This is a genomic window from Aquimarina sp. AD1, assembly GCF_003443695.1.
GTDB classification, from domain to species: domain Bacteria; phylum Bacteroidota; class Bacteroidia; order Flavobacteriales; family Flavobacteriaceae; genus Aquimarina; species Aquimarina latercula.
In genome coordinates, this window is record NZ_CP031966.1 from 1216934 (window position 1) to 1230525 (window position 13592).

The following is a 13592-nucleotide window of genomic DNA, read 5'->3' on the forward strand; positions in this document are numbered from 1 at the left end:
TCATTACAGCATTTTATATACTTATAAAGGCAGCAATTTAGTATTGCTGCCTTTATTTATTCTTATGGATGTTACTCTATTAATATAAAAATCATACTTTTTAACTTTACAAGAACCTTTAATATTAGTTATTTTTCCAGTATTCAGAATAATCATATTGATAGACGCCATCTATTAATTTTACTGCAGGACGGTTAATATTTCTATCTACTGTTTGCATATTTGAACTCATCATTTTGGGAGTTCTTTTTTCTTTTCTAGGTTTTGTATTTTCATCCGCAATAACTGCAGAAACTGGAAGTGCCATCTGACAAGAACGTATAGTTTTATAAAAAGGAGAAGCTTTGTAACCTATTTTATTTATAATATCTGGACTTACAGCAACATATTCATTGCCTTTTTTAAATAATAACCGCGTGTTTGGGTTAACTAATCGTATTCTGATTTCTACATCATTAATAGGCTTCAGCGGTCCATTATAGTTTAATGTTTGTATTATTTTGTTTGTTTCTTTACTCACATATTGTACTTGGTAATAGGGATATGTATATTCTTCATAAACTGGTACATAATGCGCTCCACCAAATAAAAATTTCCAGAAAGTGTCATTTTCGTTATAATAAGAAACCAAACGTTTATCTATTTTATGGGTGGGTTGCCTGCAATCTATTTCTGTAGTTTTATCATTTCTCTTTATTTCCATATCACCCTGAATTGACAAAATAAGTGCATCATTTTGAGTATTTGAAAAAACGGTTGTCCAACCTTGATCTGTAGCCAATGGTAGAGGTGTTGTCTCTCCGTCCCATTCAGGAAGTTCGATGTCAGGTTTAAATCCTTCGTAGTCCCTAAAAATGGATAAATCGTCTATATAGCAGGAATTTGGATCTTCTCGACAATCTCTTATCATTCTTTGTAATAATGATTCATAATTTGAAGCTAAATCTTCCTCAATATCACACTGAGTGAAATCCTCTTCGGAAAACAAATCCGGATTATTTCTTACAAATTCTATATTACCTTTAGCTTCTTTAACTAATGCTAGTAGATGTCCCGCATCTTCTAAAACCTTTCGCTGTACAACTCTAATTTGGCTAAAATCAATATCAGGAAAACCTGCAATACTTTCATATGGACTCATTTCTACATATAAAATAACCGCGCGCTTGTCTGCACTTACATCTTCTTTAAATTGTGCAGCATATTCTAAAAATGATTCTATATTTAGATCACGAGGTGTTGGACCACCACCTCTAGAAATAATTGTAGTATTAATACTTTTTGTACTTTCTTGTTTTTCTTTAACCTTTTCCACATTAATTTCTCCATTGACTTTTACGCCTAGGTATTGATTTGTAGTTTTAAAAAACACATCAACTTTTTCCTTTTCTCTAGTATTACGAGTATGCATAGTATATAAGGTAAATAACTCACCTCCAGTATAAATTCTGCTAACAAACATATCACCGCAGGTACGTATAAAAGCTTCTGGATCATTTTTTGCCAATTCTATGAGAGCTGGTTTTATTTTCGGTTGGATCAAGACCAGTGGTTCATTTACATATTCTGCCTTAATTAATAAATGATCAGAAAAACTACTAAACTCTGTTTCATTAAGCACATTGACCTTAAGCTCATTTTGAGAGCTCCAATTACCTAAGGTAAAATCCAACTCTGCCTTTGCAGATATATCTAATGATTCTTTTAACTCTTCTTGTGTGCTAACACGATCTACCGTAATTTGTCCTGTGTTTCCTCTGGCTCCTGCCGATATTTCCGCTCCCTTAACAATACCATCAAAATCAAAAACACCGAAATACTCTTGTCCTGTAGAGCTATTATATCCATTGCCAAAGTTTAATTTTTCATACACCCGCATGACTTTTGGATCAGGACTATCAGGATCTGGGAATGTTCTACTAACAATACTATCGGCTTTAGTCATTTTGACGAAAGTATCCGTTGTTGGCGTTGAGTCTGGGGCTTTTTGTTTTTGCTCACATCCGTATAATACAAAAAGGACGAGAGAAGCTATTAAAAAACTTTTCATCGTTTAGGTAGTTAATTAGTTTATTAGTTACTAGCAAGTTAGTTATTAATTTCTAAATAATAATAAAGCAAACAATAAGGTGAACTAATGAAAAACTAAATGGTTCTAGAAAAACGAAAACTACGAGAAAAAATAACCTTTTTTGATATACTTCCACTTCACTCCTATACCTTTCTGCGATAACTTGATAATTCAATATAGCGCTTGATACAAGTAGATATTAACTAGACTTTTTAAAATGGCGCAAAAGTATCTTTGGGTGCGTCCGGTATACTCCAACGTTGATGAGCTGTTATATTTTTTGGTTCATCAAATTTAGATATCGAATTATCAGAATTACCATAACTGCTTGTATTACCTCTAGGGATCTGCATATGATCTCCATATAACCAAACAACCAAATTGCTGCGTTGTCCACTGGTAATAGGGTGTGTAGCGTGTGGGACATCACCACGATGGATTATTGCTTTACCCGGTTCAAAAATAGTCTGTACAATTTTTCCAGTAGTTTTATCATGAAAATCAACTTGTGAACCTGTAAATTCTTCATCAGCTAAGTTAATATTGATATTCAAAGTAGCAGCTGAAGCATCAGTATGCGCATGCAAATCTTTATCTTTATCCGGGTTGTATTGAATGGAAAAACCAAATGTTTGGCTATCATAGCCATAAGTACCTAATAACAAACGAGCAATCGGACGCATATAACGGTTCATTATATCATTGTAAAATGCCTGAAAATTAGGTGCAGCGAGATGTCCTTCGGAGCGTGGGTCAAGCATAACTCCATAACGATTTAATTGGATACCATATGGTGGACGTTTAGGAATTTGTGAATTTATCACTGCTTCTAGATAATCACGAAATTCTGTTAAACGATCAAGATTAAAAAATTGCGCAGAATAAACACCTGGAATAATTTCTTTCCATAAGTCGGCAACAACATTTTCTTTTTCTGGGTTTTCCCACGCGTCATTAATAGCTTGTAGCAAGCTTGGGTCGAGTAATGTTTCATCCGGAATAAGTAAATGATCTTTATTTTCGATTTCCCATTCTGCCCATGCATTTTCGAGCAATTTTCGGTTGCTGTTCCAAAATTGAGAAACAGATACTTCACGTTTTAACGATGCTTCACGAGATGGTAGAGTGAGCGCACGAGCCTGTGCGAGTGCATTATTTTTTTTCATTTTAATACTATTTTTTTATAATGGATGCCCGGTATTTTTGAGCATCCATTGTAATTATTGAATAAAATCAATTCTTAATCTCTTTGGATTTCCTGTAAATCAATTAACATATTTTCCCAGTTCTTTTGATTATCGTGGTCAAATTGTGCTCCATTTTCATCTGCAATTGTAAATCGCTTTATTGCTGGTGTTTTGCTAGTTGCTTGAAACAATTGATAGGCTTCTTCATGTAATGCTTCAGCGATAGGTAAATCGATAGAAGCATAAACAGCTCTTTTACAAGCTTCGATAGATTCAGCTGGAAATTTAGAAATACGTTCTGCTAATGCATCTACATAAGCTCCTATTTCATCTGCATCTAAAGCCTTATTGATTGTACCAAATTTTTCTGCCTCGTCTGCATCCCAATCTCTTGCTCCTAAAATAATTTCTAGTGCTTTACCCAATCCTGCTTGTCTTGCCATACGAGATGCTCCACCACCACATGGTAAAATCCCCATACCTACTTCCATTTGCATAAATTTTGCTTTGCCACGTGCTGCGAAACGCATATCTAAAGCTAATGCCATCTCGTGACCACCGCCACGTGCAAAACCTTCTATTTTTGCTATAGTAGCTTGTGGCACATTACTTAATCGCTCTAATACTGATTGTAAATCAAGTAGTTTTACTTCGTTTCTTGGTACAGCTTCTTCAGACATATCCCTTAGGAGATTTGTATCATAGTGACATACCCAATATCCTGGATTAGAAGATTGAAAAACAACTACTTTTACACTTCTATCTCGTTCTAAACGAAGACATAAACTGCTTAAGTCCGCTAACATTTCTTGTCCTTGTACGTTTACAGGTCCAAAGTTGATATCTACTGTTAAAATTCCGCCTTTTTGTTCTGCTGTGAATGTTTGAAAATTTTTGTAGTCCATTGTGTATATATTTAAAAGTGTTAATTATTAATTGCGGCAAATGTGTGTTGCTTTATTTTTCCATTATCGATGATATAAGTGTCTGTAGCAAGTTGTATATCTAGATGTGTGTTTTTTCCGTTCCAAACGAAATACACTACATTATCGTGGACTTCTTGTTTGATAATTTTAAACTTAAAACCATCAAAATTTGGAAGGAACTCTTTATAAAAATCGAAAATTGCTTGTTTTCCTTTATACGTTTTTTCCGGCGTAATGAAGATTGCATCATCCGTATAATCTTCAGCTACTTTAGAAGGTTCTAATGTGTCAACAGCCCTCATATGGCTCTCAAATACTTCTTGTGAATTTTTCATTATAACTATTGTTTATGAATTATAATTCAAATTTACGCTGAGTCTAGAGCCTAGATTTAGTAAGAAAAAAAGATGATTTAGTAAAAAATGAGGAATCTATAATTATAGGGTAGTACTCAAACTAGCTTTATATTTTTTTGCCGTTATTCCTTTATAAGAAAGAAAGGTTTTATCTAAGTGACTGCTATCAGTAAAACCCAATTCTTGAGAAATTTCTGTAACTGTTAAATCTGTATATTTTAAGCGAGTTTCTGCTAATTTCAATTTGTAATTAAGAATGTATTTCTTTAAACCAATATTCATTTTATTTTTAAAATATTGACTAATGTAATTTTCTGAAATATGAAATTGATTTGCTAATTCCTTTTTTGTTAGTTTTTCAGAATCATGAATATTACTATGGATATAATTAATAATGTCCTGAATTTTAGAACTAGACATTTTTGAAGATATAAAATTTACATTTCTAGAAATAATATGTAAAATAGTATGCATCGTTGATTTTAGTACGACTTCATTTTTTAAATTCTCATCATTATATTCATTGCACAATACTGAAAACAAAGAGTTTAAACTATATTGATCAGTATTGAACTTTAGCCTTAAATTAGATGTTCTATCTGCACTATGTAAAATTATTTCTATTCTTCTAAACCACTCTTTTCGTTGTAATTCATTTTCTTCTAAGCTAGAGCTACTAAAAAAACTATTTAGAAATTTTACAGCAGAAACTGTTGTCGGGGTTTCAATTTCTAAATTATATTGATCACTAGGTATTAAGATGAATAGTTGATTATCACTATACTTAACTTTGTGATTATTGATAACAATAGTTCCTGTACCCTTTTCTATATGTAGAATTTCGAAAAAACGTATGGGAGTGTATTTACAAAAAGCTAAAGATGTTGCTTCCTCAAATTTTTGAATTACAATATTTTGGAATATAGTTCTAGGCATTATTTTACTAACTATAATTTTTGCATTACAACTAATTTAAAAATCAAACATTTCGAAATTAGCGTTTTACTCATTTTGTAAAACAAATATAGTTAGATAAAAAAGCTCTAATTAGTAAAAACACTTGTGATTTTAGTAAAAAACGAGGATTTTAGCATCTACACTATCTTTATTGTAAATTCTCAGTTATAGCTATTTGGAAACCAGTCCACAGTTCAGGTAATAATATTAATTTATTCGGTTTGTTGGTAGTATATTTGTCGAGAAATTATATTAAAAAGATATCTCTTATAATTCTATGCCTTTTAAAAAATTACACGCTGATATACAGGAAAAGCTCTCGGACTTAGATATAACTTTGCCGACACCTTTTCAAACTAAAGCTATTCCTGTAATAAAAAGTGGCGCTAATGTATTTTGCAGTGGTCCAACGGATATAGGTAAAACGACTACACTTATTCTTACTATTTTACATAAACTAAAATGTACTGCTGTTGGTAATGCACCTAGAGCAATCGTGCTTGTAAAAAACAAAGAAAAAGCCACAGAATTGTATGATTTGTTCTTAAAATATACCAAGCATAACTCTTTACGAGTATATTTAAGTCACGAGGAATTACATATTGATCTTCAAAAATCAGAAATATTCGAAGGACTTGATATCCTTATTTCGACACCCGTAACACTAAATAAGTTACTATTAGCTAATGGATTAAGTGTTTCGCAATTAAAAATATTTAGTGTTGATGATGCAGGTTTTTTGACTGAAAATGCAGCGTATACTGCACTCCTTTCTATTACTCGTGGTATTAAAAAATGTCAATTCGTCTTATATTCAGAAAAGCTTGATCCTAAACTAAAGCGTTTTGAAAATAGTTTTATGGAGTATTCTAAAAAAATATTTGTATAACACTCAATTATAGTATTTACTCAATATTTTCCCACCAAGATTTTTTCAGATTGTTGTTTTCTTTTAGAAAAATTGATTCTCCAATCATTGGAGTAACCATACTAATATTCAATTCTTTAGCTTTCTTGCTAACTCGTTCTATAGGATCTTTCCAAGTATGCATTGCCAACTTAAAACCACCCCAATGAATTGGCATTATTACTTTTGCCCTAACATCTAATCCCGCTTGTGCAGTCTCTTCTGGGAACATATGTATATCTGGCCACATTTCGTTGTACTGGCCACATTCTATCATAGCAAAATCGAATGGGCCATACTTCTCACCTATCTTTTTAAAATGATCCGCATATCCACTATCACCACTAAAAAAGATATTTTCTTTATCCGATTGAATTATCCAAGAACTCCACAATGTTTTTGCTCTATCAGTTAGGCCCCTCCCAGAAAAATGTTGTGCAGGTGTACATATGAATTTTATTTCTTCATACATAATTTCTTCCCACCAATCTAATTCTATAATTCGTTCCTTTTCTATTCCCCATTTTTGTAGATGAGCCCCAACTCCTAATGGTGTGTAAAACATAGTTACTTTATCTTTTAGTTTCTGAATAGAACCATAATCTAAATGATCATAATGATCGTGAGAAATAAGAACAGCATCTATTTTAGGCATTTTTTCTATTTCTATCGGAAGGCTTTTACTAAAACGTTTTCCTCCTAACATAGGATGTGGTGCTGGTACATTTCCAAGCATAGGATCTATCAATATGTTTTTATGATTAACCTGTAACAAAAATGACGAATGGCCAAACCAAATAAGACTCGACTCTTTTTTAAACTCTACAATATCCAAAGAATCCACTTCTTTAATAGGTAAATTATCATTGGGTACTGTATTCGGTTGAGATTTTAAATATCCAATAAGACTCTTACCCATATCACTTAGACTCATATCTAGCTTTACCTCATTAGTGTTTATAAATTTTCCATCCTTATAATTTTTTGAAGAAGTATATGAATCTCGTTGCTCATCTGTTGCCTTACCTCCAAACTCAGGACTTAAATTAATAAACAAAATAGCTATTAGTAGCACTATGCCAACAAGAATTCCTATACCTGCAATCATCCGTTTTAAATATTTAAAAAAATTATTTTTCATTAGTTGTTTTAAGATTCTTATCTTTCATTAGCTGGATATTTAATTTTTAAGTATGTAAAAGATTCTTTATAATCGAATAAATATTCTTTTATGAACAAAAAAATTAACTTTTTATAGCATTCCAAACAAAGGAAAACATCATATCCGTGTCCTTTTTATTTAACTGTATTTTCTTATTTATAATTAGGTTAACAGTTTCATATAACAGTGCTCCAATTGTAGCTTCCAAAACTTCATTATCAATATCCCTAATAAGTCCTTCTTTCTTACCTAACTCAAATAAATTAGTTCCAATTCTGTTTTTGGTTTCTATTATTGCCGTTGGAATTTTTTCATAGTACGGCGACTTTTTTACTTGTGTTATAAAATTCATCTCTTTACTGTGATTTATACTAAAATTAATCCAGTATAACCAAACAGCTTTCATTCTAAGTTTAAAAGGTATATCCTCTGTAATATCTTGAACACTATTTTTAGTAATATTAGTTATTAACTCGCTTGCTATGGATACTATAAGATCATCTTTGTTTTTATAATAGACATACAATGTGGAGACCGAAATACCAATTCTGTTAGCCAACGTAGACATTTTTATACCAGCAAATCCCTTTTCGGAAACAATATCCAAGGTGTGTGCTATAATTGCCTCTCGTTTATGCTCATCTTTTACTCTCACAATGCAAATATAAGGTAATAATCGAATATATATTCGATTATTACCTTATAGATTTGATTTAATTAATAATTGGATCGTATTTATATAATAATATACTTGAAGACATAAAACAAAACAACCATCAAACTATAGAGATACAATTACATGACTAAGGCCTGCTTAGTAATTAATATGAGTATATGATTTATGGATAATTTTCCAAGTACCCTTTACCTTTAGTAACATCATATAATCGGTATATAGCCTTTTTCTAGTTGGTACATCGATTTCTACTTTTGCAATAGCTGCATCATTTACAACATCTATTGAAACTATCTTACCAACTCTTTCCCGTTTTTTACCTTCTTTAAAATAACTAATATACTTCTTACCAGATCTAATACTCAAAGTATCATTAGATATAGAATATAAATTTAAATCTTTATGAAAGGCTTTTTTTATTCTTTCTGGTGCTCCATTTGCGGTTCCTTCTATATAATGTAGAAGAGTTTCAGTGATTTGATCTTTGTCTGATTGCCCAGAGGTTATGTAAAAACTAATTAAACATACAGATAATAGCAATAATTTTTTCATTGTTCGATTTTTAAAAGATTGATTTAGTATGCTAATCTATTTGAAAACTTCAAAAATCATTATACAAAACGAGTTGATGTTCTACGGATTTATAATTCCGCAGAAAAATACACATATCATTTACACGATTTTTTAAACTGAGATGGTGTCATTCCTTCTTGTTTTTTAAAAGCGGTATAAAAAGTAGAGTTCGATTTAAAACCGCATTCATTACCAATTGCTTCTAAAGTAAGTAGTGTATTTGTTTGAATTAGTTCTGTGGCAGTTTTTATGCGATAGTTGTTTATATAATTAGAAAAACTTAAGCCAAGATTATCATTAAGGTACTGAGATAGTTCGTGCGGTTTTATATCTAGCTTACTAGCAACATCAGATAACTTTAGATTAGGGTCACGATGTATTTCATCTTTTTCAAACAAGATATTTAATCTATCGGCAATAGAAGATGCCTTTTCCTGGTCTATCTTTTTATTAGCATATTTTACTATAGGTGTAAGAAACGTAAGTGTACTATTTCTTCGTTTTATAATCCAAATAACCAAAGTAATGTAAAAGGTAAATGAAAATGACAGTGCTCCAACAATATAAGAAGTATATGTTGTGGTATTATATGCTAACCAAATAATAAAACCACCTGTAACGATATTAATGATCCAAAAATCTAGCGTAGTAATCTTCTCTGTTTTACTCCAAAGTTTCCTAAACCTATTCCTAGATTGATATATAGCTGCGATTGTATAGGTTGTCCATTGGATAAATAAAAGGGAACCAAATATTCTTGGTGGACTAAGCCACCACAAGTGTTTGTATTCTCTATAGGGATATTCAATACTAATGATAATCATAAATATAAGTATCGGAACAATATGAAATAACCAATTCCATTTATGAACTTTGTGAGGGTTTATAGCAATTTTGGTATATAGATATAAAAATGGGCCAATTAAAAAACAGGCTGTTAAACCTATACTAACGAATACAGAAGATGTACCTGGATAAAACGTTAAGAAAACTGATTTAGTAACACGAACACTTATTACAAATAAAAGAGCTGCTAAAAAAAGAGTGGCTCTGCTCCTATTCTTAACTAGAAACCCAAAATAAAGACTAAGAAAGAGTCCGTTAAAGGCTCCTAAAGCACTAAAAAAAAACAATAAATTTTTACTGAATTCCAAATGATGACTGTTAGTATAACAAATATAAGAAATGTTATTTCAGATTATTAACAATCTTACTTACTCAAAAATTTCACAAAGTATAAAAAGAAAAGATGCTTCAGTATTAATTACCGAAGCATCTTTTGTAAATTATTAGTTTGATAGTTTGTTATGAATTATCTAACAATTAATTTTTGAGTAATCTCTTCGCTACCCTTTGATTTAATTTTTACAATATAAACTCCAGAACTAAGCGACAAACTACGCGCAGAGAAATTATTGATTCCTGGGGTTAATAAAGCTTCATACTTTTTCTGCCCCAATGTATTATATATATGCACAATAGCATCTTCGGTACTTTGAGAACTTAACTGAAGAGAGAACTGATCAGATGTTGGATTCGGAGACATTTTTATTGCTTCGATACCTTCTTTATCAGTTCCCATAATTGGTCTTTTATCATCTAAATTAGCAATTACCTCTGTTGCAGATAAACCGTTACAAGACCCTTCATATATTTTTACGTTAGAGAAGATAGAATTATTTCCTGATCCTGCATCATTATCATTGATAAACACCAATCTATCCATAGCTCCGGTATAAAAATTCCCAACAGGAATTACATAAGTAGTTGTACCAGAAGAATAATTATCAAAATTCGTTACTCCATAGCTTTGAGTACCGTGTACCTTAAAATAACGTGAGGATGTTAGTGAATTATTATCTTCAAAACCTACTGCATGAATCTCTCCTTGCGATGTGCTGCTAAAATCAAATTCGATTACTGTATTTGCAGTAACGGTATAATTAAGACCAATATATTTCCAAGTATTGTTAGTTAATGATAAAGCTCCTCCTCCATTCTGTATAGCGAAATTTCCTGCACTATCTTGGTTAGAAAAAGAGGTGATTGCAAAGTCATTAAAGTCAATACTATCACAGGTTGGATTTGGATTTCCTGTACCATTTTGGATACTTACAGCATCAATAGCAATATCACTTTGCCATCCACTAGCGCCAGTTCCTGTCAATACATTAAAACGTAATTGTACACTTGGATTACCTGCATAACTCGTTAGATCTATACTTGTTTCGTTCCATATATTACCTTGATCTCCTGATCTACTAAATATTGGTAACCAATTTCCAGTATTGTTTGTTCTTGCTTCTACTGTTAAGCTATTAATTTGACTACCAAACATATGATATTCAAAATTAAGGGTTGGAGAATCTACATTAGTAAAATTCAAACAAGGTGAATTTAGTATTGCTCTTTTATTAGGAAAACCTGTACCATTACCAGAGGCTTCTACGTAGATATAAGTACTTCCATCAGTAGCACTACTTGGCCCCGTTTGATTTGAAGGAGTTCCTCCTGAATTTCTGGTAAAGTTGATATCATCTCCAGAAGTAGCATTACTCCACTCGCCAAAATTACTTTCAAAACTTTCGTTGAACGGAAAAGAAGTTACATCACCAGAACAGGTATCATTAGGCGGAGGTGGTGGCGTACCATCAATTGCTCCATCAATATCAAATCTAGAAAAGAAATCCCAAATTTCTTGAGATGTATTTACGTTTCCACCGTTCCAGCTATGTCCTTTTCCTTGGACTCTAATAAATTCTGCCGTTACCCCATTATCACCGTTGTCCCAGATAGAACGAGTAGATCCTCCTCCTAATTGAATCACATCTGGTGTACTATCTCCATTATTAACTGCAGACCAATATTCCATAACATCCTGTATTGGTTCATTCGTTCCGTTACCATTTATAGAAATTACATTATCATTCGTTCCCGTAATTTGTAATACTGCAGTTGGATGTTGTGGTTGACATTGATTATTGGTAATCCAGCTTCTAGTCATACTTCCTGCAACCGAAGCAACAGCTGCGATCCTAGGACTTAATTCGCAAGCAAGTCTGTAACTAAAAAATCCTCCATTGGAGAATCCTGTAGCATAAATTCGCTTTTCGTTGATATTATAATCTTGCTGAATTACATCAATCAAGGCATCTGAGAATCCTAAATCATCCTCATTACCACCAAAGTTATTATTAATAGCCCATCCAGAGAAAAAGCCTCCTAAACCTTGAGGAGTGACAAAAATGAATTGATTATCCTCGGCTAATTGTCTAAAATCACTTTGATTGTACTGAGTATCAATGTTATTAGTAAAACCATGGAAATTTAAAATTAAAGGAGCAGGTTGATTGGCATCATAGCTCGCAGGAATATACAAACGATATTGTCTGGTTCTACCGTCATTTTGTAATGTAGCATTAATGACTTGCTGTGCTTGTAGTGCAATAGTAGTCATAATTGTTATGACTAATAGCCATAACGTTCTTTTTGTAAAGCTTAGTTGAGTTTTCATTGTAAGGTTTTAATTAATTGATTTGTGTTAAATAGTTAAAAAGTATTATGCGTGAATAATAAATTGGTTTGATGCCGCAAATATATTCATTAAATTGAATAAATATCAAAATAATTCTTAAAAAAATACAATATTCATAATTATGTTATATAAAAAATAACAGAAGTATAATTCCTACAGTTATTTTAACGATTGTCGTTTAATGGTATTTTTCGATTTTATCGAAAAAAGAATAAAAATGAAAGGAAATAATTCTTAGTATTAATCAAAGGAATTTGAAATATATAAACCTAATTATTCATAAAATTTACTAATAACTTATATTCGCGGCATGTGGATGTATTTAGGTTTATTAGCAGCACTATTTTTAGGTTTACACAACTTATGTAAAAAACACGCAGTACAAGGAAATGAGGTTTTTCCTGTGCTTCTTGGTACCATTGGATCTGGTTTTTTAGTGTTATTACCTTTTTTTATTGGTTCACAGTTTTATCCAAATTTCACGAAACAGATAGGCTTTTATATTAATAGCATTCCTTGGCAAATCCATGGTTTTATTTTTATAAAATCCATGATTATGGCTTCTTCCTGGATTCTGGCATATCAAGCTTTAAAACACCTACCTATCACCATCGTTACTCCAATACGTTCTGCTGGACCTTTTTTTACTTTCATAGGAGCCATTCTAATTTATCAAGAGCGCCCAAATTTCTTGCAATGGATTGGTTTCTTTCTAATTATATTTTCAGTAATCTTATATTCTAAAATAGGTAAAAAGGAAGGGATTAATTTTAAACGAAATAAATGGATTTTTGCCATTATCGGTGCTACATTTCTAGGAGCTTCTAGTGGTTTGTATGATAAATTTTTAATTCAGGATTTAATACTAACACCTCAAACTTTACAGTTTTGGTTTTGTTTTTATACTGTTATAATTTTATTGGTAATTTTATCCTTTACTTGGTTTAATAATTCAGAAAAACGAAAGAAATTCACTTTTCGATGGACTATTGTAGCTGTTGGAATATTGCTACAAGCAGCAGATTATTTTTATTTTAAAGCATTACAAGATCCAGAGGCGTTGATCATGTTATTATCCGCTATAAAAAGAAGCCAAATACTAATCGCTGTTGTTATTGGCGGTATTGTCTTTAAAGAAAAAAATAAGAGAAAAAAACTAATCCCTTTATTCGGTATTATGATTGGTGTATTTTTAATTTTGTATTCATAAAATTAGACCTACCTTTAGTAATCAACCAATAC

General features: G+C 31.6%; 12 protein-coding genes. 2 read left to right on the forward strand and 10 right to left on the reverse strand.

The features are described from left to right. Window positions 1–124: 124 nt before the first annotated feature. The 5 genes from D1815_RS05460 to D1815_RS05480 all read right to left on the reverse strand — a co-directional run bounded on the left by D1815_RS05460 (window position 125) and on the right by D1815_RS05480 (window position 5476). A complete protein-coding gene (locus D1815_RS05460; RefSeq protein ID WP_118386246.1) occupies window positions 125–2050 on the reverse strand; it encodes a hypothetical protein in 1926 nt (641 codons plus the stop codon). 233 nt (window positions 2051–2283) lie between these two features. Next, window positions 2284–3237 (reverse strand): 2OG-Fe(II) oxygenase, encoded by a 954-nt coding sequence (locus D1815_RS05465; RefSeq protein WP_118386247.1) that lies wholly within the window; start codon window positions 3235–3237, stop codon window positions 2284–2286. Between the two features lie 74 nt (window positions 3238–3311). Continuing rightward, window positions 3312–4163, reverse strand: a complete 852-nt coding sequence (locus tag D1815_RS05470) for an enoyl-CoA hydratase/isomerase family protein (RefSeq protein WP_027391429.1) — start codon at window positions 4161–4163, stop codon at window positions 3312–3314. Window positions 4164–4183: 20 nt separating this feature from the next. Beyond that, window positions 4184–4519 (reverse strand): nuclear transport factor 2 family protein, encoded by a 336-nt coding sequence (locus tag D1815_RS05475; RefSeq protein ID WP_027391428.1) that lies wholly within the window; start codon window positions 4517–4519, stop codon window positions 4184–4186. Window positions 4520–4621: 102 nt separating this feature from the next. Beyond that, on the reverse strand, window positions 4622–5476 hold the full coding sequence (locus D1815_RS05480) for an AraC family transcriptional regulator (RefSeq protein ID WP_118386248.1): 855 nt from the start codon (window positions 5474–5476) through the stop codon (window positions 4622–4624). Between the two features lie 298 nt (window positions 5477–5774). Here D1815_RS05480 and D1815_RS05485 point away from each other — a divergent pair, with 298 nt between their 5' ends. Further along, complete coding sequence (locus tag D1815_RS05485; RefSeq protein WP_118386249.1) at window positions 5775–6386, forward strand: DEAD/DEAH box helicase; 612 nt, start codon at window positions 5775–5777, stop codon at window positions 6384–6386. Window positions 6387–6402: 16 nt separating this feature from the next. On the opposite strand, the gene D1815_RS05490 is transcribed toward D1815_RS05485, so the two are convergent. From D1815_RS05490 to D1815_RS05510, 5 genes are all read right to left on the reverse strand, one after another. After that, window positions 6403–7545 (reverse strand): MBL fold metallo-hydrolase, encoded by a 1143-nt coding sequence (locus D1815_RS05490; protein WP_233557672.1) that lies wholly within the window; start codon window positions 7543–7545, stop codon window positions 6403–6405. Window positions 7546–7648: 103 nt separating this feature from the next. Next, window positions 7649–8221, reverse strand: a complete 573-nt coding sequence (locus D1815_RS05495; protein ID WP_118386250.1) for a TetR/AcrR family transcriptional regulator — start codon at window positions 8219–8221, stop codon at window positions 7649–7651. A 159-nt stretch (window positions 8222–8380) separates the two neighbouring features. Next, window positions 8381–8794: a nuclear transport factor 2 family protein gene (locus D1815_RS05500; protein ID WP_118386251.1), complete on the reverse strand. Its 414-nt coding sequence runs from the start codon at window positions 8792–8794 to the stop codon at window positions 8381–8383. Between the two features lie 116 nt (window positions 8795–8910). Further along, the gene (locus D1815_RS05505) at window positions 8911–9969 is read right to left on the reverse strand and encodes an AraC family transcriptional regulator (RefSeq protein ID WP_120650570.1); all 1059 of its coding nucleotides are present in this window, start codon (window positions 9967–9969) and stop codon (window positions 8911–8913) included. A 158-nt stretch (window positions 9970–10127) separates the two neighbouring features. Beyond that, on the reverse strand, window positions 10128–12329 hold the full coding sequence (locus tag D1815_RS05510; protein ID WP_118386253.1) for a T9SS type A sorting domain-containing protein: 2202 nt from the start codon (window positions 12327–12329) through the stop codon (window positions 10128–10130). Window positions 12330–12660: 331 nt separating this feature from the next. Here D1815_RS05510 and D1815_RS05515 point away from each other — a divergent pair, with 331 nt between their 5' ends. Further along, window positions 12661–13560, forward strand: a complete 900-nt coding sequence (locus D1815_RS05515) for an EamA family transporter (protein ID WP_118386254.1) — start codon at window positions 12661–12663, stop codon at window positions 13558–13560. Window positions 13561–13592 lie beyond the last annotated feature (32 nt).